General features: G+C 47.4%; 18 protein-coding genes. 3 read left to right on the forward strand and 15 right to left on the reverse strand.

The genetic code is table 11. From position 1 onward, the window contains the following. Positions 1-123 precede the first annotated feature (123 nt). The 7 genes from lpxA to KTG12_RS05570 form a co-directional block, all read right to left on the reverse strand. Positions 124-909 carry an acyl-ACP--UDP-N-acetylglucosamine O-acyltransferase gene (gene lpxA / locus KTG12_RS05540; RefSeq protein ID WP_005635926.1) on the reverse strand — a complete coding sequence of 262 codons (786 nt, stop codon included), beginning with the start codon at positions 907-909 and terminating at the stop codon, positions 124-126. A 96-nt stretch (positions 910-1005) separates the two neighbouring features. Then, positions 1006-2391 carry a bifunctional UDP-3-O-[3-hydroxymyristoyl] N-acetylglucosamine deacetylase/3-hydroxyacyl-ACP dehydratase gene (locus KTG12_RS05545; protein ID WP_155143521.1) on the reverse strand — a complete coding sequence of 462 codons (1386 nt, stop codon included), beginning with the start codon at positions 2389-2391 and terminating at the stop codon, positions 1006-1008. A gap of 39 nt (positions 2392-2430) precedes the next feature. Next, on the reverse strand, positions 2431-3486 hold the full coding sequence (gene lpxD / locus KTG12_RS05550; RefSeq protein WP_022322657.1) for a UDP-3-O-(3-hydroxymyristoyl)glucosamine N-acyltransferase: 1056 nt from the start codon (positions 3484-3486) through the stop codon (positions 2431-2433). Positions 3487-3575: 89 nt separating this feature from the next. Continuing rightward, a complete protein-coding gene (gene pyrF / locus KTG12_RS05555; protein ID WP_005646303.1) occupies positions 3576-4418 on the reverse strand; it encodes an orotidine-5'-phosphate decarboxylase in 843 nt (280 codons plus the stop codon). A gap of 35 nt (positions 4419-4453) precedes the next feature. Beyond that, a complete protein-coding gene (gene prfA / locus KTG12_RS05560) occupies positions 4454-5563 on the reverse strand; it encodes a peptide chain release factor 1 (RefSeq protein WP_155143523.1) in 1110 nt (369 codons plus the stop codon). Beyond that, entirely contained in the window at positions 5556-6728 is a 1173-nt protein-coding gene (locus KTG12_RS05565; protein WP_005635935.1) for an AIR synthase-related protein, read from the reverse strand. Before KTG12_RS05565 ends, prfA begins: the two co-directional genes overlap by 8 nt. 44 nt (positions 6729-6772) lie before the next feature. Then, a complete protein-coding gene (locus KTG12_RS05570; RefSeq protein ID WP_005646305.1) occupies positions 6773-7675 on the reverse strand; it encodes a glucosaminidase domain-containing protein in 903 nt (300 codons plus the stop codon). A gap of 582 nt (positions 7676-8257) precedes the next feature. On the opposite strand from KTG12_RS05570, the gene cdd reads away from it, so the two are divergent. Beyond that, a complete protein-coding gene (cdd, locus tag KTG12_RS05575; protein WP_005635939.1) occupies positions 8258-8734 on the forward strand; it encodes a cytidine deaminase in 477 nt (158 codons plus the stop codon). A gap of 69 nt (positions 8735-8803) precedes the next feature. Here the strand turns inward: cdd and KTG12_RS05580 are convergent, their stop codons facing one another. The 5 genes from KTG12_RS05580 to KTG12_RS05600 form a co-directional block, all read right to left on the reverse strand. Next, positions 8804-10552 carry a phospho-sugar mutase gene (locus KTG12_RS05580; protein WP_005635940.1) on the reverse strand — a complete coding sequence of 583 codons (1749 nt, stop codon included), beginning with the start codon at positions 10550-10552 and terminating at the stop codon, positions 8804-8806. Between the two features lie 96 nt (positions 10553-10648). Then, positions 10649-12319, reverse strand: a complete 1671-nt coding sequence (locus tag KTG12_RS05585; protein ID WP_005635941.1) for a M23 family metallopeptidase — start codon at positions 12317-12319, stop codon at positions 10649-10651. A gap of 35 nt (positions 12320-12354) precedes the next feature. Continuing rightward, the gene (locus KTG12_RS05590) at positions 12355-13428 is read right to left on the reverse strand and encodes an endonuclease/exonuclease/phosphatase family protein (protein WP_122115845.1); all 1074 of its coding nucleotides are present in this window, start codon (positions 13426-13428) and stop codon (positions 12355-12357) included. A 6-nt stretch (positions 13429-13434) separates the two neighbouring features. Continuing rightward, positions 13435-14898, reverse strand: a complete 1464-nt coding sequence (locus KTG12_RS05595) for a hypothetical protein (RefSeq protein ID WP_155143525.1) — start codon at positions 14896-14898, stop codon at positions 13435-13437. 158 nt (positions 14899-15056) lie between these two features. Then, positions 15057-16514 carry an aminoacyl-histidine dipeptidase gene (locus KTG12_RS05600; protein WP_155143527.1) on the reverse strand — a complete coding sequence of 486 codons (1458 nt, stop codon included), beginning with the start codon at positions 16512-16514 and terminating at the stop codon, positions 15057-15059. 147 nt (positions 16515-16661) lie between these two features. Between KTG12_RS05600 and KTG12_RS05605 the strand changes: the two genes are divergently transcribed. Both KTG12_RS05605 and KTG12_RS05610 read left to right on the forward strand, forming a co-directional pair. Then, positions 16662-16880 (forward strand): hypothetical protein, encoded by a 219-nt coding sequence (locus tag KTG12_RS05605; protein WP_046452357.1) that lies wholly within the window; start codon positions 16662-16664, stop codon positions 16878-16880. 28 nt (positions 16881-16908) lie between these two features. Further along, positions 16909-17511 (forward strand): OmpH family outer membrane protein, encoded by a 603-nt coding sequence (locus tag KTG12_RS05610; protein WP_005635946.1) that lies wholly within the window; start codon positions 16909-16911, stop codon positions 17509-17511. 196 nt (positions 17512-17707) lie between these two features. Here the strand turns inward: KTG12_RS05610 and KTG12_RS05615 are convergent, their stop codons facing one another. From KTG12_RS05615 to KTG12_RS05625, 3 genes are read right to left on the reverse strand one after another with little or no spacing between them, the layout of a single operon-like run. Then, on the reverse strand, positions 17708-18835 hold the full coding sequence (locus KTG12_RS05615) for a PepSY domain-containing protein (RefSeq protein WP_155143529.1): 1128 nt from the start codon (positions 18833-18835) through the stop codon (positions 17708-17710). Beyond that, the gene (locus tag KTG12_RS05620) at positions 18832-20235 is read right to left on the reverse strand and encodes a DUF4374 domain-containing protein (RefSeq protein WP_155143531.1); all 1404 of its coding nucleotides are present in this window, start codon (positions 20233-20235) and stop codon (positions 18832-18834) included. The genes KTG12_RS05615 and KTG12_RS05620 overlap by 4 nt, the downstream gene beginning before the upstream one ends. 43 nt (positions 20236-20278) lie before the next feature. Further along, the gene (locus KTG12_RS05625) at positions 20279-22576 is read right to left on the reverse strand and encodes a TonB-dependent receptor (protein WP_227225741.1); all 2298 of its coding nucleotides are present in this window, start codon (positions 22574-22576) and stop codon (positions 20279-20281) included. Positions 22577-22610: the final 34 nt, after the last annotated feature.

Raw genomic sequence — 22610 nt, forward strand, 5'->3', positions numbered from 1 at the left:
TAGTTTTTTGTTGGTTCAAAAGTAGTAAAAAAAACAATGTGGCAATAAAATAATGTGCCAATATACCCCATAAAATTCATTCTTTCATTGGTACATTGGCACATTTTCAAATTGGCATATTATTTATTCATCGATCGAACCTCTGACGATACCGCGCTGGGATGATTTGATGAAGTTCAGAATCAGATCCCGTTCTTCACTAGGTTCGTATTCGGTTTCGATGGCTTTCAGGGCTTCCGTATTGTTGAGGCCGCGTGTATAAAGCGTACGGTAGATATCTTGGATCAAGAATACTTGGCTGTTGGTAAATCCGCGACGGCGTAATCCTACGATATTGATACCACAGTACACGATCGGATCACGTCCGATCAGGGTATAAGGAGGAATATCTTTGCCGATCCGGGAACCGCCTTGTATCATGACGTGCTTGGATATACGGGAGAACTGGTGAACCAGGCTACCACCGCTAACGATGGCGAAGTCGTCGATCTCTACTTCTCCGGCTATCTGTGAAGCATTGCCGATAATGATATTATCTTTCAGCAAGCAATCATGGGCAATATGGGAATAGGCCATAATCAGGCAATTGTTGCCGACAACGGTTTTGCCTTTGGAGGCTGTTCCGCGATTGACGGTCACGCATTCGCGGAGAATGGTGTTGTTTCCGATTTCGGCAGTTGTAATTTCTCCTTTAAATTTCAGGTCTTGAGGGATACCGGCAATAACGGCTCCGGGAAATACCTGGCAATTATTGCCGATCCGGGCACCGTCTAAAATAGTCGCGTGCGAATAGATACGACAGTTGTCACCGATCACGACATCTTTTTCGATTACGGCGAAAGGGTCGACTGTTGTATTCTGACCGATTTTAGCTTCGGGATGAACGACTGCTAAAGGGGATATGTTCATAATGATTTATGATTTATTATTTATGATTTCGGATGTATGGTTTATCGTATCATGTCGTTACCATAAGTCATACATCTGAAATCATAAATCATTGATTTATTTATTCTTTACGATTTGTGCCATAAATTCGGCTTCGCTAACGAGCTTATCGCCTACGAATACATATCCTTTCATGGTTGAAATACCACGACGGATGGAAGCCAGCAACTCCAAACGGAGGATCAGCGTATCGCCCGGAACGACTTTTTGGCGGAACTTAACGCCGTCGATCTTCATGAAATAAGTGGAATAGCGTTCCGGTTCGTCTACCGAATTCAGAACGAGCAATCCACCGGTCTGGGCCATCGCTTCAACTTGCAGTACACCCGGCATAACCGGTTCCTGGGGAAAATGACCTGTAAAGAAAGGTTCGTTGCTCGTGATGTTTTTCACACCCACGATATAGTTGCCGCCGATTTCGATGATCTTGTCAACCAACAGGAACGGATAACGATGCGGGAGCAGTTCGCGGATACGGTTGATATCCATAACCGGAGTGCTGTTCGGATCATAGACGGGAGCCTGAACTTCGTTCTGTTTGATGTCCTTGCGGATCATGCGTGCCAACTGGTTGTTGATCTTATGTCCCGGACGGGTAGCGATTACGCGACCCCGGATCGGTTTGCCGATCAATGCCAGGTCACCGATCACATCGATCAGCTTGTGGCGTGCCGGCTCGTTGTCGAATACCAGCGGTTTATTGTTGATGTAGCCCAGGTCTTGTACGTCCTTATGCGGGATAGACAGCTTGTCGGCAAGATTGTCGAGCACCTCCTGCGATACTTTCTGGTCATAGATGACGATCGCATTGTCGAGGTCACCACCTTTGATCAGGTTATTCTGCAACAGCATCTCTACTTCGCGAACAAACACGAATGTGCGGGAAGCAGCCAATTCTGTCGGGAATTCACTCAGGTCGTTCAGCGTGGCGAACTGGTTGGAAAGCACAGACGAATTGAAGGAAATCAAAACATTGACGCTAAACTTGTCGTCCGGCAGGATAATGAGGGAAGAACCAGTTTCTTCATCCTTGACTTCGATCTTATGCTTTACGATATAGTAATCTTTCGGTGCGTTTTGTTCCACGACACCGGCTTTCTGAATCTCTTCACTGAAAAAACGGGAACTGCCGTCGAGAATCGGAAATTCGGGTGCATTCACCTCTATCAGGCAGTTATCTATTTCGTAGGCATATAAAGCTGCCATCGCATGTTCAATGGTGCTTACTTGGATTCCGTTTTTGGAAAGTACGGTTCCTCTCTGGGTCCCGGCTACGTTTTCAGCAACGGCATCGATTACAGGTTCTCCTTCCAGGTCAACACGTTTGATTTTGTATCCATGATTTTCGGGTGCAGGGTGGAAAGTAATCTGGATATCCAAGCCTGTATGCAACCCTTTTCCTTGCATAGAGAAACTCGTGGCAAGCGTCTTCTGTTTCTGCATACGATCTATATGATTTATGATTTATAATTTATGATTTGTTCATTGGCCATTGCGCGCATTGTCAATAGCCAATTTAAGTCGTTCTATCTCACGTTGCATCTGTCCCATCTGGCGGTACATATCCGGCAGGCGGTTGAAGATTGCGCTGGAACGCATAAACGCCTTTGCGTTGATAGCCGGAGCACCTAACAGGGTTGCCGGTTCTTTTACATCGCTGATCACGCCGCATTGTGCACCGAATACCACATGGTCCGCCACATGGATATGTCCGGATAACCCGGCTTGGCCTCCGAACATGCAATGGCTGCCGATCTTTACGGAACCCGCAATGCCCACCTGGGCTGCCATGACCGTGTTTTCGCCGACTTCCACGTTGTGAGCAATTTGTACCAGATTGTCCAGTTTGACACCCCGACGGATGATGGTCGAGTCCATAACGGCACGGTCTATCGTGGTATTGGCCCCGATTTCGACATCGTCTTCCAGTACGACATTACCCAACTGGGGGATCTTCTTGTAGTTATCGCCTTCTGGAGCGAAACCGAAACCATCCGACCCGATCACGCTCCCGGCATGCAGAATGCAGTTGTTGCCGATTACGCAGCCGTTGTAGATGGTCGCGTGCGGATAGACCGTACAGTTATCGCCAATGGTCACATGGTCGCCGATATAAGCGTGCGGATAAATGCGGCTGTTCTTGCCGATCTTCACGTCTTCGCCGATGTAGGCGAAGTTGCCGACATAACATCCTTCGCCGACCGTTGCCGAACCGGCGATGAACGCCGTAGCGTCTATACCCGCTTTTTTGACATTGGCCTGTTCCGCCATATTCAACAGTATGGCGAGCGAAGCATAAGCATTGGCAACCTTGACCAATGTGGCTTTTACCGGTTCGGCGGGAGTGAAATCATTGTTTACTAAAACAATGCTTGCTTCAGTTTGGTAGATAAAATGTTCATATTTGGGGTTTGCCAGAAAGGTCAATGTTCCCGGTTTACCTTCTTCTATCTTTGAGAAGTTGTTGACTTTCACTTCAGGATCGCCTTCGACGGTTCCACCTAAAACGCTCGCTATTTGTTGGGCTGAAAACTCCATTACTTAATCTTATTATATGTATTTCAAATGCAACTGCCCGGACTTGCTTCAAGGCAGTTTGCAAAAATGGTGAAAATTATTGGGATAGCCTATGCTTTACAGGGAATAATTCCTTTATCATGCAGATATCCTGCCATTTCGCGTTGTACGGCTTGGGCTGCTTCACGCGCTGCGTTGGCAAAATTCTCCGTTTTGTCTGCATATATGATAGCACGGGAAGAGTTTACCAGTAATCCGCACTGGTCGTTCATGCCGTACTGAGCCACTTCGGCGAGGCTTCCGCCCTGTGCGCCTACGCCCGGAACCAGCAGGAAGTGGTTGGGAGCGTGTTTGCGGATATCCAGGAACATTTTTCCCTGGGTAGCGCCTACCACATACATCATCTGTTCGTCCGTAGCCCAATCCTGCGACTTTTTCAATACCTTTTCGAACAGCCGTTCGCCGTTGGCATCTTCCGTCAACTGGAAATCGTGCGAGCCTTTGTTGGAGGTCAGTGCCAGCAGGATCACCCAGGCTTCCTGATAGATCAGGAACGGTTTCACGCTGTCTTCACCCATATACGGAGCGACCGTTACGGCATCCACCTTGATATGGTCAAAGAAAGAACGTGCATACATTTCGGAAGTGTTTCCGATGTCACCGCGCTTTGCATCTGCAATGATAAACTGGTCGGGATAGTTTTCACGCAAGTAAGCGACAGTCTTTTCGAACGACAGCATCCCTTTTACGCCTAAACTTTCATAGAAGGCCAGGTTCGGTTTATAAGCCACGCAGTAATCGGCTGTCGCGTCGATAATCGCTTTGTTGAATGCGAAGATCGGATCTTCTTCTGACAATAGATGCTGCGGGATCTTCTTTATATCTGTATCGAGCCCCACGCAAAGGAAGGACTGCTTCTTCTTGATGTTTTCGAATAATTGCTGCTTGTTCATGTTGTTACGTGTAAAAAATTAGTCTAAAAATGATGTTATAGTTCAGACTCTTTCAGTCGTTCAGCGTTCTCGGCCACGATCAGTTGATCGAGGCATCCTTGTATATCCCCATCCATAAAGGCTGAAAGATTATAAATCGTGTAGTTGATGCGATGGTCGGTGATGCGTCCCTGCGGATAATTGTAGGTACGGATCTTCGCCGAGCGGTCGCCGGTGGAAACCATCGTCTTACGTTTGTTAGCAATGTCATCCAGATATTTCTGGTGTTCCTTGTCATATATAAACGAACGCAGGCGCGTGAGGGCGCGTTCCTTGTTCTTCGGCTGGTCGCGCGTTTCGGTACATTCGATCAGGATTTCTTCGCTTACGCCTGTATTCGGGTTCTTCCAGACATAGCGCAGGCGGACGCCTGACTCGACCTTGTTTACGTTCTGCCCTCCGGCTCCACCCGAACGGAACGTGTCCCATTTGATTTCGCCTTCGTTGATTTCCACGTCAAATTCGTCTGCTTCGGGGAGGACGGCAACGGTTGCTGCCGATGTATGCACGCGTCCTTGTGTTTCGGTAGCCGGCACGCGTTGTACGCGATGTACCCCCGATTCGTATTTAAGGGTCCCGTACACCTTTTCTCCGCTCACGGTAAAGATGATTTCCTTGAAACCGCCGGCCGCTCCCTCGCTACAACTGGACAAGGCCACTTTCCAACCCTTCATCTCGCAATACTTCACGTACATGCGATACAGGTCTCCGGCAAAGAGTGCGGCTTCGTCGCCACCCGTTCCGCCACGTATTTCGACAATGGCATTCTTGTCGTCCTGCGGGTCGGCGGGCACGAGGAGGAGCTTGATTTCCTCTTCCAATTCCGGAATGCGCGCTTCGCAGGCAGCCGCTTCTTCGCGGGCTATTTCTCTCATCTCCGGATCGGTTTCGGCCATCATCAGGCGGGCCTCTTCCAAGCCGTTGAGACATTGCATATATTCCTTGCAGGCTTTTATGATTTCGTTCAGCTCTTTATATTCTTTCGTGAGCTTGACGTATCTTTTCTGGTCAGCGATGACGTTCGGGTCCGTGATGAGCGTCGATACCTCTTCGAAGCGCGATACCAATCCGTCCAGTTTCTCTAATAGCGTGTTATTCTCAGCCATATATGAACTCACCGAACTCGCTTTTAATAATCAGTTCCTTCTTGTCGCTTTCTTCTACACGGCCGACAACTTGTGCGTCGATATTGAATGATTTGCTGATGGCAATCACTTCTTCCGCATGCTCAGGAGAAAGGTAGACTTCCAGGCGATGTCCCATATTGAACACTTTGTACATCTCGTCCCAGGCCGTACCGCTCTGTTCCTTGATCGTCTTGAACAGTGGGGGAACGGGGAACATATTGTCCTTGACCACACGGCAATTGTTTCCGATGAAGTGCATTACCTTGGTCTGTGCGCCGCCTGAGCAGTGTACCATACCATGGATATTTGGGCGCAAGGCATCCAATAGTTTTTTGACTACCGGCGCATAGGTCCGCGTGGGAGAAAGCACCAGCTTGCCTGCGTTCAGCGGCGATCCCTCTACAGGGTCGGTCAGCTTCAAGCCACCGCTGTAAACCAGTTCGTCGGGGACAGCCTTGTCGAAGCTTTCCGGGTATTTTTCTGCCAGGTATTTGGCAAAAACGTCGTGGCGCGCACTGGTCAGCCCGTTGCTTCCCATGCCTCCGTTATATTCTTTCTCGTAAGTGGCCTGTCCGAAAGAAGCCAGCCCGACGATCACGTCGCCCGGACGGATGTTCGCATTGTCGATCACGTCGGCACGTTTCATGCGGCAGGTAACCGTGCTGTCGACGATGATGGTACGGACCAGGTCGCCTACATCGGCCGTTTCGCCGCCTGTAGCATAGCATCCGACTCCCATTTCGCGAAGTTCTGCCAGCAGTTCGTCAGTCCCGTTGATGATGGCGGAGATCACTTCACCCGGAATCAGCAGCTTGTTGCGTCCGATGGTGGAGGAAACCAATATGTTGTCTACGGCGCCCACGCACAGCAGGTCGTCGATATTCATTATCAAAGCATCTTGCGCTATACCTTTCCATACGGACAAGTCTCCGGTTTCTTTCCAGTACATATAAGCCAAAGATGACTTGGTTCCGGCTCCGTCGGCATGCATGATGTTGCAATATTCAGGATCGCCTCCCAGAATGTCGGGAATGATCTTACAGAATGCTTGGGGAAAGATTCCCTTGTCGATGTTCTTTATTGCGTTGTGAACATCTTCTTTCGAAGCGGATACACCGCGTAGATTATAACGTTGGTCACTCATTGTTTTTGTGAATTTGTCTGCAAAGATACTATTTTTTGTCTTACTTATCTAAGTTTTAGCACATCTCCTTCTTCCGGAATGTAATCTTTGTGCTTTTTATTCATCTTATATAAGCTCTTGATCTGTATTCCGTATTTCTGTGCGATGCTGTGCATGGATTCGCCTACCTGTACGACATGGTCATAATTCGGCTTGTCTGCTTTCTTCTTTTTCTTTTCCAGGTAAACGATGTCATTTTTCTGTAACGGAAAATCTTCCGGCACCTCGTTGTATTTCTTCAGGTCTTTTACCCGGAAGCCGAGACTGGCGGCTATGTCGTCGAAGCTGTCTTTGCCGTTGGAATAGACATACAGCAGGCCGTTTGTACGGTAGACTGTATAGCGGGAGATGTGTGCCGGTTGCTTGTCTGACTTTTTACGGCCTTTTGCCGTGTCATACCGGTACAGGTCATAATCTTCGATCAGCTTGATCAGCCGGTTGGCGTAGGCTCGGTCTGTTGCGTATCCGCATTTTTGCAAACCTCTTGCCCAACCTTTATAGTCGGTTATTTTCAGTTTGAACAGAGAGGCATAACGGGGACGGTCGACCAGAAAACGGGCGTGGTCTTCGTAAGACTGTTCCGGATTCTTATATTTGCGGAAACATTCTCCGCGCAGGTCATCGTCGTGATAGACACGCCCACCCCTCCAGTCGGAATGACATTTGATGCCGAAGTGGTTGTTCGATTTGCGTGCCAGCTCGCTTCGCCCGGCTCCCGACTCCAATAACCCTTGTGCAAGCGTGATACTTGCAGGGATACGGTACTTTTTTTGATGCTGGATCGCTAAACTGCTGTATTGTTTGATATACTTTTCGTATGCCGGCACTTTCCGTTGGCTGGCTCCGAGTGCCGTTCCGGTAACGGACAGCACCAACAACAGGGAAAGGATTCGTAATGTTAATCGCATGACTGATTCGTTGTATGTAATTATATTTAACGGCAAAGATAATTAATTTGTTTTACATCATTGTCATAGTCTTGTGGCGGGGGTGGGGTGGGAGGCCGCATTATAATTGGGCAGATATGGATCATAAATGATGATTGGTCACCATGCTATTTATAAATAAGGATTATGCGGATTTCCGATTCGGCTTCACCTGTCTTTGAAATCTTTTGATTGTTATGGGGTACAAGGGTGAAGGTAAACATCCGGACTGCCTTCACCTCAGGATTTTGCCTTCACCATTATCTCGTCCTGATTTAGGTTGACCATGTCGCTCTGATTCGTTTCCACTACTATATATTTAAATGAAAGATAGGAGTTTACAGCTATTACTACCGCTCTTTAACCTTTCGCCCTTGGTCGAAAAGGCTTTTGACATTGGTCGAAAGTGTTTTTGACCAAGGGCGAAAGCCTTTTCGACTAAAGGCAAAAGGTTAATGAATGGGCTGTTTGACAATAGAAACATGGCTATTGTTTATCACGAATGTATTTGGGCTTTCTCTATATTTTCTTTATTTTTGCTTGTATCATTTAGAGTGTTATTTCATGAAAGAAATCAAGTTGGAGACAAAAATCCGGATTTATTCTCTTGCCGAACTACCGGAAGAAGAGTCGCGGTTAATGGAGGCGGCCATAAAAGCGACGGGACAATCGTATGCCCCTTATTCGAAGTTTCATGTCGGAGCGGCAGCTTTGCTGGAGGACGGCACGATCATAACCGGCAGTAATCAGGAGAATGCCGCTTACCCTTCCGGTCTGTGTGCGGAGCGGGTGGCGTTGTTTCATGCCGGCCATCAATATCCGGATATGCCTGTTGTCGCTCTTGCCATTGCAGCCGCCACGAATGGCCGGCAGGTCGAGAGCATTTCCCCTTGCGGTGCATGCCGCCAGGTTTTGTTGGAGGCGGAACAACGCTATGGCAAGCCGATGAAGGTCTTGTTGTGCGGTACGAAAGAGGTCGTGGTGGCGGAGAGTGCCGAATCACTGTTGCCGCTTTGTTTTGGGGCGAAAGATCTGAAATAAAAAAGAAGAGCGCTATCGTAAACAACGGGCGCTCTTCCTTTTTTATATTCGGTTATTGTTTGTCCGGGATCAGATTCCTAACGAAGCCTTTATCGCTTCGATCTTTTCTGCTCCTGCTTTTTCGGCAGCCGGCAGTTCGTCGAGGCTCTTTACTTTGGAATGGACTTCGCAATAGAACTTGATCTTCGGCTCCGTGCCGGAAGGACGGATAGATACTTTCGTTCCGTCTTCTGTGAAATATTGGAGGACGTTGGAGGTTGTCGGCATATCCAATGTCAGTGTTTCGTTTTCAACATAGTCTTTACCTTTCAGGGAAGCGTAGTCGTAGAATAACGTAACTTTGGAACCGGCGATTTCCTGCAACGGGTTTTCACGGAAGTGTTTCATCATCGCTTCAATCTCTTCAGCGCCGCTCTTGCCTTTCTTTACAACGGAGATTCCTTTTTCTTTAGAGAAACCATACTGAACGTAGATGTTCTGTAATAACTGGTACATCGTGATACCCTGGTCTTTCGCCCAGGCTGCGATTTCAGCCAGAATGGCACAAGCAGAAACGGCATCTTTGTCGCGAACGAAATCTTCGCATAGGAAGCCGTAGCTTTCTTCACCGCCACCGATATAGTTCTTCTTTCCTTCGTTCTTCTTCATGACATCGGCGATCCATTTGAAGCCGGTGTAAACGTCATACACTTCGACACCGTTCTTCTCGGCGATCGTACGGATCAGTTCGGTCGTAACGATTGTCTTGACAATATATTCCTTGCCGTTGATCTTACCGAGTTCTTTCCAGCGGGTGATGAGATAGTAGACGAACATCAAAGCGGTCTGGTTACCGTTCAGCAATACCCATTCGCCTTCGTTGTTCTTAACGGCTGCACCTACTCGGTCTGCATCCGGGTCGGAAGCCAATACCAGCTCGGCGTCTGTTTCCTTGGCCTTTTCAACTGCCAGAGCCAAAGCCGCCGGTTCTTCCGGGTTGGGAGAAACAACGGTAGGGAAGTCGCCGCTTACTACGTCCTGTTCGGGTACATGGATGATATTCGTGAAACCGAATGCTTTCAATGTCGGCGGGATAACCGTCACGCCTGTTCCGTGGATCGGCGTGTAGACGATCTTCATGTCATGGTGACGTGCGATGGATTCCGGTGACAAAGAAATCTTTGTCAGGTCGTTGATATATTGTTCATCGATTTCCTTGCCGATGATTTCGATCAGTTCCTTGTTGCCTTTGAACTTGATTTCGCTGGCATTACGGATTTTGTTGACTTCGGCAATCGTATTCTTGTCATGCGGAGCGATCATCTGGGCACCATCGTCCCAATACGCCTTGTACCCGTTATATTCTTTCGGGTTGTGCGAAGCGGTCAGGATAATACCGCTCTGGCATCCCAACTTGCGGATGGTATATGACATTTCAGGGGTCGGGCGAAGGTCTTCGAACAGATACACCTTGATGCCGTTTGCAGAGAAAATGTCGGCAGAGATTTCAGCAAATTTGCGGCTGTTGTTACGGCAGTCATGGCCGATGACAACTTTGATCTGGTCCAGATCGGCAAATTCCTTTTTCAGATAGTTGGATAAGCCTTGTGTGGCTGCTCCTACCGTGTAGATGTTCATACGGTTTGAACCTACTCCCATGATGCCTCTCAAACCGCCTGTGCCGAATTCCAGGTCTTTGTAGAATGATTCGATCAGTTCCGTCGGATCTTCGTTGTCTAATAGAGCCTGCACCTGTGCACGTGTTTCAGCGTCATAACTTTTAGTAAGCCAGCTTTGCGCCTTGCTTCTTACCATTTCTAACAGTTCCTTGTTTTCCATGACCTATATGTCTTGCTTTTAATTTAAAGAAATCCTGATTTTGAAATTAACAAAGGTACAAATAAATTGATAATTTCCAAGATTCAGGCTTTTTATTTACCAGACAAAAGAATACTTGTATTCCGACCGGTTTCCGGCTGCATCCGTAACGGTTAGTTTGAGGGTGTGTTTCCCTTTTTTGAGCCGTTCTTTATCGAACTTGTAGGTAATGACCGATTTGCTGTTCATTTCGAACAGGACGTACTGCCCGTCTATTTCTCCCCGGTAGGTTTGTACGCCGCTCAGGTTATCGGACAGGCGGAAAACGAATGCCTGCTTGCTGATCCATGTGTTGGCGCCCAACGGGGTGATCGTCGGTGCTTTGAGATCTTGCCCGACCGTATAATTGCCAAGTTCTTTGATCGTGCCGTCGATCCAGCCGTTCCGGTAAGTGCCGCCGATCCAGGATCGACGTCCTTTCTGAGTGCGGATGATACCATATTGCTGCTTGTTTTCCAGCGTGTCGACTCGTAAACGCAAGGACAGCCGGGCCGAGCTGTGAAGCGGAACGGGGCGGTTATGCAGGATGTGCGTGTCTGCCAATGCCGTGCTGTCTTCTTTTACCGAATAACGGAAATAAAGATCGTCGTACAGGTTTCCTTTCGGGATCGTCATCCGGATACCTTTTGCTCCGAACCGGTTGTCGGCCATCCAATGAAACAGCTCTGTACCTTCGGTCTCGATCTCCGGAATCTCCTGTTCTTTCCCTTCTATCCAAACGGAGAGGCGAGTTGTGTTGCCGAATGCATCGGCGAGCGTATACGTGAGATGATACGTTTTCTCTTCTTCTATATGGATGATTCCCCGGTTGATGCTTTCGTTAAAACGGAGGCGGTTACCTGGTTCTACAAAGCTGCGCATATAAAAGGAGCGACGCTCTTTCCATTCCTCATAATCGACATAGCTGTTCAAGTAACGGGTCTCGTCGAAAGCAAAGCGGTCTAGGTTGCTATGGTAGATGATCTGGCTGTCTTGGCGGAGGGTAATATCCTTCACTCCGTAGATATTTGTCGTATTATCCATATAATCGTAGGCTTTGACCGCCAGCCCGATTTCTCCCCAAGCTTCGATCTTACCGGTGATGGTTTGTTTGCCGTTTTTGGCCGTGACCGGTTTTAGCTCCAGTTTACGGCTGCTGCCGTTGACCACTCCTTTGCCTGGTTGCGGGCAGACCAGGATTCCCTGTATTTTCGGTGCGCGGGTGTCGGTTATCTTCTCTTTGAAATATTCGATAGGATCGAGTACCTCTTCACTTTCCGTGTCGCGTACTTCGAAGTGGAGATGCGGGCCTCCCGAACTTCCGGTGTTTCCGCTATAGGCGACAATTTCTCCTTTTTTGACCGGGAGTTGGTCCGGGTCGAGGAACAAGTTCACGTTGAAGCTTTCCTGTTCGTATTGCTGTGTCTTGATATATCGGGCGATGGAAGGGGCGAATCGTTGCAAATGACCGTAGACGGTTGTCGTTCCGTCCGGATGTGTCAGGTATAAACCGTTTCCGTATCCCCACGGACTGACGGATATACGTGATACGTATCCGTCCTGTACGGCGTGGATGGGCTTCCCTTCAACTCCTTGTGTCTTAAAATCTATTCCGGAATGGAAATGATTGTTGCGCAACTCCCCGAAGTTACCGCTCAACAAGATCGGGAAATCGAATGGCTGGCGGAGTTGTTGGGCGCTTATTGTCTGTATGAAAAAAAACAGTATGGCGATATATAGTTTGTACATATTCTATCTGTATTTAAAAAAACAAAAGTAATCATTTATTTCAATAGTAGAAAGTCGACGATCAAAGGGAGATGGTCGCTGTAGCCACCTTCGTATTTGAAGCCATAGTAGGTGCGGAAAGGGCGTTCGCCACGCCAGGTTTTATCTTTTATGAGCAGGAATGACGGTGAAAAGATGCGGGCGCTTCCTGGGATGAGCTGCATCTGGGAGGTGGTGTCGGTGAGAGAGGACGACAGGATGATTTGATCTAACTGGCTCCATTCCCCTTGATATTTATGACTTCCAGGAGGAACTGACCGGTTCTTGGCAAACAGGTTGTATAGAAGGAGAGATGGATAAGCATTCGTCCGAGGTTTCATAGGCATGGAACCTGAACCGGACAGGCATGGAACCTGAACCGGATGGGCATCCAGTATTTCCCGGATGCTCGTGTCGTCCGGCGTATCATTAAAATCTCCCATAATCAGGATGTGTGGGGCAGGACGGAGGTTGTGGATCGAGTCGCATAATGTACGCAGGGTACGTGCGGCATCCAAACGGTCCGGTTCGCTTTCTTTTTCTCCTCCGTAACGGGAGGGAAAATGGCAGACAAAGACATCGATCCGGTCTCCGGTCATTACATCTCCCCATACATGCAGGATATTACGGGTGTGTTTATGCTGCTTGCGGGTAAAACGGACTGGATGTTCCGTGTGTCCCTGATAGCGAAACTTGTCCCGCTGGTAAAGAAATGCTACATTAATCCCTCGCGTGTCTTGTCCGTGTGTCATGCAATAACGGTAATGCTGCCGACGGAGCGGAGTGTAGTTCAGAAGCCGGACAAGGACGGAATCGTTTTCGACTTCACAAAGTCCGATCAAAGCCGGAGTGCTCCATTCTCCTGCTGCTGTGATGACTTTTGCCAGTTGTTGTAGTTTATGGTAAAACCGTCCGGACGTCCAGTGGCGGTTGCCGGAGGGGAGGAAATCATTGTCCGCCGTAAGCGGATCGTCTTTCGTGTCGAACAGGTTCTCGACGTTGTAGCTCATCACGCGGAAGTCTGTTTGCCCTTGTGAAGGCAAAGAAAACAATGTCAGGATAAAAAACGTCATAGTTAAGGTTCTGGCCATATCGTTTTATTTTGTTTCATCTTCTTTCGGTACGAATTCGTAGGCTCCGATATCGGGACCGTCGTTTGTCAGGCGGTTTATGCCGTAGCGGTCCACCGGATATTGCTGCGTGACGAAGATATCGGCTTTCCCAACTCCTAAGGTCGTCAGCGAATCCGGACGGAAATCAAAACGGTATTTGTTTTTTTCGCCGCCTTTTAACCTGTAGGACGGACTGGTATTGGTGAACAATACCTCTTTGAAGTGGTCATTGTTGCTGCCATTCGTTTTGATTACGCAATGGTTGAACAGGTATTCGAATGATGCCGCACCATCGACGGATAGATTGAGTTCTCCTTTATATGCTTCTTTGCCAGCATCGAAACTGCCGTCGATGATGCAGTTGTCGAATGTCGCTTTGAGCGGATAAGCCTCTTCATTCGCATTGTTTGCCATCGTGAGGCAAGGCGTGGTCCGTTTTTCCAATGTCATGAAATTGGCAAGCGTACAATGGACGAAACAGTAGTTCCCGCCAATCAGAACCACGACACCTCCTCCGGCATTGGTCAATTCCGTGTTGGTCACTTCAATCTTGCAATTGCGTGCAGAGAATAGGTGCTCTCCCATATTCGTGATTTGGGAATTGCTTAGTTTCAGTTTGGATTCGTCCGGTGACGACTTTTCGAATGTCAGTCCTGTTTTTCCGTTTCGCACGATGACATTGTCCATAATGTTATGGTAGCTTTCCGGACGGAAGAAAATCCCTCCCCATTGTGATGGTGTCCGGTCGTAGGGCAGGATGTCGTTCAGTATGAAATCCAGACGGTCTCCGCGGAAGACAATCGGATTTTCGCGTGTCCCTTTGGCCAGCAATGTCCCGTATGTGATGACTTTCGCTGTGTCGTGCATATAGAACGTTGCGCCCGGATCGATGTTGAGCGTGATGTTGGGAGAAATAACCAGACTGTCATATATAAGGTAGGGCCGTTCGGCTGTAAAATGCGTGTCTTGTGTCAGGATAAGCCCGTTTTTATACAGGTTTACATTTTGCCCGTATGCTTCGAGGCGGACAGACTGTTTGACTCCGTTTGTGGTGAAGATGATGGAATCGTCTACCAGCAGCGGCTGGTTGGATGCGTTCGGATTGACGGTCACTTCCACAAAAACATACAAGCTGTCGTCCGCCTGTATCCTTACATCCTGGAAATGGTCGCCTTTACGCCCGTCCACATTGATGCGGAAACCGGTTTCTTCACCGCTTGCCAGCATGATCTCGCTGATCAGCAAAGGTTGGTCATTGCGGTTATAGATCATGAACTCTTTGGTTGCGGAGCCTATTGTGGTGAATACCGTATCGAAAGAAAGTGTGTCGACCGAGAAGCTCAGCCGATGGTTGGGGTTATTCGAATAGTTTTCGTCCAGCCCGTCACACGACAACAGGTTGAGCACTATAAAGAATAATATGAGTAACGGAGCGGCTAATTTTTTCATTTCATTAATTATTAATAGTCCAGGTAAACTGTTATTTACCATATAATGTCAATAAGAAAACAAATTTATTATAAATAAGTTTTCGGGCATTAACATAAAAAAAGAGGAAAAACATCTGTTGAATGTTAATCCTCTTTTATAACGAGAAATGTATCGATTTATTTTGCAGGGATGTTCTTTAATAGTTCGAGTAAGTGAGACCACCACAATCCAACGGTATCAATCTGTATGCGTTCGTTGGGGGAATGGACATCCCGAAGCGTCGGTCCGAATGAGATCATATCCAGATTCGGATATTTTTCTAGGAACAAGCCGCATTCCAGTCCTGCATGGATCGCCATTATTTTTGCATCTTTGTTAAACAAACGTTTATAGGTCTCTTGTGCCACTTTCAGGATCTTTGAATCCGGGTTAGGCGCCCAACCCGGATAGCCGTCGCCGTGAGTTACCTGTGCACCGGCTAACTTGAAAACAGATGCGACCTGGTTGGCAATCATGTTCTTGCAAGACTCGATGGAGCTGCGCTGGCTTGTGCCGACAATGATTGTGCTGTCATCTCCCATCTTGACAGAAGCCAGGTTGGTGGAGGTTTCCACCAGCCCTTCGATGTCGTGGCTCATGCCGATCACGCCATGCGGGCAGGCATGTAAAGCCAGAATCAGTTTTTCGGCATCATAGTCGCTGATGTATTTGTCCGGACGGTCGGTCGATGCCATTGTTATCTGTACGTTCGGGTCTACATGTTTCAGTTCGTTTTCGATATCTGCCGTGAAATGGTTCAGCAGAATACGGGCTGCTTCCTTTTCTTCCGGATACAGGCCGATGGTCGCTTGCGCTTCGCGGGCGATAGCGTTGCGGAGGTTACCGCCGTGGATGAAGCAAAGGTTGAAATCGGCTTGATTTTTCAACAGGTACAGGTAGCGCACCAGAATCTTGTTGGCATTGCCCAACCCTTTGTGTATTTCGCCACCGGAATGTCCGCCGTTCAAGCCTTTCACTTCGATTTTGAAGTATTGCATGTTCGGATTGGTGTCACGTGGTTCGTAATAGAACACCGCTTGCGTATCTTTGCCGCCTGCGCATCCCATAAAGATTTCACCTTCGTCTTCGCTATCGAGGTTCAGCAGGATATCGCCTGTCATGAATCCTTTTTCGAGTGCTTTGGCTCCGGTCAGCCCGGTTTCTTCATCTACGGTGAAAAGGCATTCGATCGGTCCGTGCTCGATATCATCGGACGCGAGGATAGCCAGTTCGGCGGCTACACCGATGCCATTGTCTGCCCCCAGAGTCGTACCGTTGGCGCGAAGCCAGTTCCCGTCGACGATTGTTTCGATCGGATCATGGTCGAAATCATGTGCGGTTCCATTATTCTTTTCGCAGACCATGTCCATGTGGGATTGCAAAACGACTGTCGGCAGGTTTTCTTTGCCGGGAGTAGCCGGTTTAGACATCAGGATGTTGCCTACGGCATCTTTTTTGATCGCTATTTTATACTGTTTGGCGAATGATTCAAGAAACTCGATCATTTTTCCCTCCTTCTTTGAAGGACGGGGCACTTGTGTTACCTGGTGGAAGAACTTCCAGACGATTTCAGGCTTTAAATCAGTAATCTTCATAATGTTACAATGTATTATAGATGTTACTCTATAGTTAATAATACCACTGCAAACAGGGGGTTGTATGAAAAAAAGTACAATTAAATATCAAAAACATACTTTCCAATCACTTAAACTCTTATATTTGCGTCCACAAATATAGAGAAAATGCTTACAACGTTATTGATTACTGTCATAATTCTTGTTATTTGTGTTGTGTTGCTCAGTGTAAAAGTGATTTTCAAAAAGGGAGGGAAGTTTCCGAATACACACATTGAAGGTAATGCGGCACTAAGGGAGAAAGGTATATGCTGTGCTAAAACCCAGCATAAGAGAGATAGTTTGCGGAAGAATCTATATGATAAAATAAAAGAAATAGAAGAATAAAATAAAATAAAGATTTAATTTACACTTTATGAAGAACATTAACTACGTTATTAATGGTGTGCTCGCGGTAGCTGTCATAATCCTGTTTGTTATGCAGTTTTCCAGTAAAAAAGAATCCACAGTAGCTCCGGCTTTCACAACGGAGGGAGATTCTACCAATCTGCTCCCTGTAGCATATGTAAATGTAGACTCTCTTTTATCGAATTACAACTATTCGAAAGATTTGAATGAACGTATTCTCAAGATGCAGGAAGACTATCGTTTAGATATGACTCAGCGGTCAAATGCCTTACGGACAGAATTAAATGATTTTCAACGTAAATATGAAGCCAATGCTTTCCTTACTACGGAAAGAGCGCAGCAGGAAGGAAACCGTTTGCAGAAAAAGCAGGAGGAACTTCAGAACTATGCGGCTAAGAAAGAACAAGAGTTGGCTGCCAAGCAGATGGAGCTGAACGGACAGCTTCGCGATACGATCGTCGCCCAGTTGACGACTTTCAACCAGACAAAAGGTTATCAGATCATTTTCAGCAATACAATGGGTGACAATATTTTGTTATCTAATCCGGCATACGACATCACTGCCGAATTTCTCGAAGTGCTGAATAAGAACTACTCTTCCGGTAAATAAGGAATAAAACATATAGATATATACGAAAGGGCTGTCCCGCAGGGGGCAGCCCTTTTTGATTGTGGCCCTAAGGATTCCTTGGGGGGGATAATGCTATGCATTAGACCTTGTAACCCTATGCTTTAGCTATTGTAACCCTATGCTTTAGCTATTGCAAAGCTATGCTTTACGGCAAGCGAAGCATGCTTGTTCTTGTTTACCTTTGTTTGGACTTCCGGAGTTTCTTCTTGATCCAGAAATAGTAACCGGTTATGGCAAAGACAGCCCCTAAGAGCGAAACCAGACAGCTTAATATCCGGGTTGTCAATCCTCCCCATGTTCCGGCATGAACGGAATAGATCCATCCTCTTATTTTGGCGGATTTAGGGAGGTCCTTGTATAATTGAATTTCAGTGATCTTGCCGGTAGCCGGGTCAAAGGAATAACGGTCGCTTCCTCTTGTATTTCCATAGGCAGCGGTAGAAACGGTTGCTGATCTGTCTTGGATGGAGATCGATTTATATTCCGGATAACGGCTTTGTAAATCGGCCAAGACTTCGGCCCATTGTGTGTAATCGGTTTTGGGATGTTTCTTCGAACCTCTTTCGCCTGCTGTTTTTTGGGGGACGGCAGATGTCGGAGCGTGCGTCTGTTTAGATGTTGTGCTGATGCCGAACGCGGTATAGAACGCGTCACGATACCAACCGAACGACCAGGTTAGACCAGTCAATGCCAGGATAAGCAAAAGTAAAGCTGCATAGAAACCTCCGGAGACATGTAGATCGTACAGGAAGCGGAACCAGCCGGCTTTTGTTTTGATTTTGAGCCGGTTTTTCAGTGCTTTCTTGTTTCTCGGATACCAGATGACAAGACCACTTATGATAATAATGGCCAGTACCAGGGTTGAATATCCGACAATAGTTTTACCCCAAGCGAAACTTCCATCCCGTTTATATTCGTCCAACAGCCAACGGTGAAGGCGCATTATCTTCATGAAGAACCCTTTTCCATCGTCTATGCCGGTAATTTCTCCGGTGTAGGGATTGATAAAGCAAGCAGCCTTTTTTCCGGGTAAAATCAGTTGGTAGGTCCGTTTGGGGTCGGAGGAAACCCGTATCCCGTTTATTTTGATGGAGTCGGGAAGTTGCTGGCCGGCGGCGCCCATGAGCACCGCCGGCGAAAGCATTTCGCCTTTTACCTCTTTGACAAAATAACGGGAAGGATAGCAAAGCTCCAGTATCTCTGTTTCGAATACCAGGATGGCTCCTGTCAGACAGACGATCGCGATGATAATACCGAAGGGTATCGATAACCATAAATGTATTTTCGCAAAGAATTTTTTCATTGGGCTGTCAGTTTGCCGATACCGGTTATTTGGGTTGCTTTGACTGTTACACCTTTCGTAGCACTGGCGTTAACCGGGTCGATCTTGTAGATTGCTGGGTTCCCATCGGTTGTCGTTACAGCGATGTAAGCCTTGCCGTTTTCAACATGTATCGTGTTTCCGAAACCGGAAATTATATCGGTTGAAGGAAGTCCGCTTACGTAAGTCAATTTTTCGGCTCCGGCTTTGAATACGGCCAACTGATTTGCGGTATAGCCTGTTTCACTGAAAGGACGGTCATACATCAGCAACAAGAAATAATCTTCTGTTATATGCCAGCTGCGAAGGAAGGAGTTGCCGTTGCTCTGTGCCTCCAGGTTGCAGTAGTAATCGTCGAAATCTTCGCTTCCGTTCGGGATGCGCACCACACCGGCCGGCAAGTTAGTCTGTTGGCGCGGGTCGGTCATCGTTTTGGCATATGATGGTGAGAATACATAGATGTCGCCATTATCGGCGGCCCAAATCATTTGGTAATATTGCGATTTGAAACGGCCGCAAGCGTAACTGATTTTATCAGTCTTGATGATTTTCTTATTTGTAAATGTTTCATCGTCGAAGATGGCGACCCAACAAGAATTCGGATACTGTGTCCACAATAGCTCGTCTTTTTCGTAAGCGCTACTGTTCGAACCACCGGATTCGGTTTTCACCAAGTCTTCGTTACCCGGCAGAATCCATTTCCCGTTTCCGTCTTTTGTCCCATACTGGCTTAATCCCATCGGTACGGCTACGCTATAGATCTTGCTGTTATGTTCCAAGATACCTGCCAGCGTTACATATTCGCCATTGCCCAGGAAGTTTTCGGACAGGTAGGCTTTGTTCTTTGTGTCGTTGTCCGTTTTTGTCTCGGCTGCGACATCTAAAAGAGAGACCAGGAATGACTGGGGGACGTAGCCGTTCTCATCCACCCATTCCGTCGGACCGTCACCCGAAGAAAGAGTCATGATATACTTGTCATAAATGCCGTAAGTCGTAAATCGTTTGACCTTATAGCTTTGTGAGCGGGTTTCAAGTTCTCCGTCCGCATTCAGGATATACGAGCGTGTGTCCCCGGCATTTCCCTGATTGTAAGTCAGGCCGTACAAATACTGGTCTTTATAGAAAACCCATTGTGTGGCTCCGTCATTCACGAGGCCGTTGTTCAATGTCGTGATGGTCCCTTCGTCCACACTCTCGGCTGTAAGCAGTACGTTGGTCGTATTTCCGGATGCCGTTGTAGAAGCAGGGATTACGAATGTGTTTTTTGTTTCGCCTTTTCCTCCTTCGTCCGGTGCCGGGATCTCGTTGTCACTACAGGAAGTAAACAGTCCACCCGTCAGCATAACTGCGGCAATACCGGTTAATAAATGATTCTTTTTCATCTTGCAATAAATGTATTTATATTTAGTAACTGTGATAATTGAATTAATTTCCGAAATAAACTCTTACTTTACCGTAGAAAGCGCGTCCGGCTTTCTGCAAACTAAAATTATCGTACAAGTTTTCGTTTGTAAAGTTGCGGCACTCCAACGACACGTTGTACCGTCCGTTCTGAAGGCTGTAGGAAAGAGTTAGATTATGGGAGAACTGATTCGGTACGACATAGTCGTTGTTTTTCGATCCGATAGCAGACGAATAGTAAGTAAAGCTATGCAGGTATTGATTGTCGTAAGTAACAGTCAGCACATTACCTTTTTTCCAAAGGTTACGCCAATAGAACGATATGTCGGAATCCGCAAACCGGTAGGGAAGGTTAGGCATCCGTTCTCCATAGGCTAGGTTTTCGGCACTGCTGGTAATGGAGGTTTTCATTTTGTCGCGTACGTCCATTTGGGTAAAGTTACCGCCTACGCTCACCCAGTTTGCGAAGTTGTAGCGGATGGACAGATTAAATCCCTTTGTCTCGACTTTGCCGTAGTTGATATAGGTTGCCGCTTGCTTGCCGCCACTCAAATCTGTGATGTTACGTTGTATGTAATCTTTCGTATTGCGGTAGACCACTCCACCTTCCACATACAAGGTATGTTTCCCGAATGTCTTGTTGTAGCTCAGGTTGAGGTTGATATTGTCGCTATTTTCCGGTCGGATGCTCAGTTCGCCCATTTCCAGGTCTTCGTCACCGAACATCTCTTCGATGGTCGGCAGGCGATAAGCTTTTTCGTAAGACAGCTTGGCTTGCAGGCCTGTCAAGATGAAGTAGGTTCCGGCCGCCCCGTATCCGAATGAGTTGACAGAACGTGTTTTGCGTACGTATTCGTCCTGCGTGCTTGATGTTGCCATCGGGCCTGCTACAAATTGGTTGTAGTATTTTCCGAAAGCGGAAAAGTTCCAGTGTTCGGACGGCATCAACCGGTAGGAAAGGCCTGAAATGTTTTTACGGGTTTCTTTGGCAATGGCGCTTTTCATCTCTTCGGCTGCAAGCAGGGAGGTATTGGAGCGATGGAAAGTGTTCAGCACATGATTGAAGGTAAATGTATGCATTTTACCGACCCGGTAATTGAGTGTCAATGTGCCGTTCCAGTTATTGTTGTCTGCCCGTGAATGCTGTCTTGACTGTTCTCCGGCGGAGTTCATCAGGTGCTTTTCTCCACGCCAGTTGTATTCATAAGAAGAGGTGTCTACGTTGGTTGTCTGGTTTTTATTGTAGTTGGCTGTCAACACGATGTCCAGCCCTTTTGTGAACAGATCGCGTTTGCCATATTCCAGTGAGGGCATCAGAGAGTGTCCTTTGCGGTGTTTTTGCCCGTAAACGATTTCCTGGCGTACACCGGTCTGTATGTCCTGATACATATTCGAATAGGTGAAACCCAGCAACAGGCGGTCCGCCCATTTCTTGTCTACGATCCCCAGTTTGCCGATGACGGCTTCATTGTGGTAGGTATCGTTGAAACGTTTCACCCGTTCCTTCTTGCTTCTGTCGATGCTTCCGGTCTCGAAGTTTTCTACCGGAGCGTTCACGTAGTAATCATTATCCGAATAGTTTTGGAAGGCATTGATTTCGTAAGTGAATCCGTTTTTGAACGTCTGTCCGAAATTCACGTAAGACTTGTGCGTATTGAAAGAGCCATAGGAATAGGAGGCATCTAAAAACCATCTGTCCCGCTTCTTTTTAGTGATGATGTTGATCACGCCTCCGATTGCATCCGTACCGAAGCCTACTGGGACCACGCCTTTGTAGATTTCGATGCGTTCGGCAAAGTTAACCGGGATGTTGTTCAGCCCGAACGAACTTCCCACACCTTCCTGCGGCACACCGTCGATAAATATTTTCACGTGCTTGCCACTGAAACCGTCCAGCGTAAGTTGCATGTCCGAACCGACACCCCCGGATTCACGAACCTTCATTCCCGGAGCTTTCGCCAGTGCCTCGCTCAGGCTTTTGTTGGAATTTTGCAGTTCTTTCGTATCAAGTGCTACGGCATTGAATGCCGAACGTTTCAAACGGCTTATTCCGTTTGAGACAACGACCACTTCGTCCAGCTCCGTCGATTGCGGAGTAATGGTGATATTCTGTCTGGTCCTTTCTCCACCGGTAAGTTTCACCGGTTTCTCAACAGTCTTGTAACCGATGGCAGATACGACTAACGTGTAGTCGCCAGCCGGAGCTTTCAGATGGTAAATACCTTGTTCGTTGGTTGTTCCGCCGTATGTGGTACCTTTTAGGTAGACCGTTGCGAAATCAACGGTTTCTTTTTCCGTAGATATGATTTTACCTGAGATCATCGCCCTGTCCTGAGCAGAGGCGGATATTACAGCC

Source organism: Parabacteroides sp. MSK.9.14, assembly GCF_019041495.1.
Classification (GTDB): domain Bacteria; phylum Bacteroidota; class Bacteroidia; order Bacteroidales; family Tannerellaceae; genus Parabacteroides; species Parabacteroides merdae.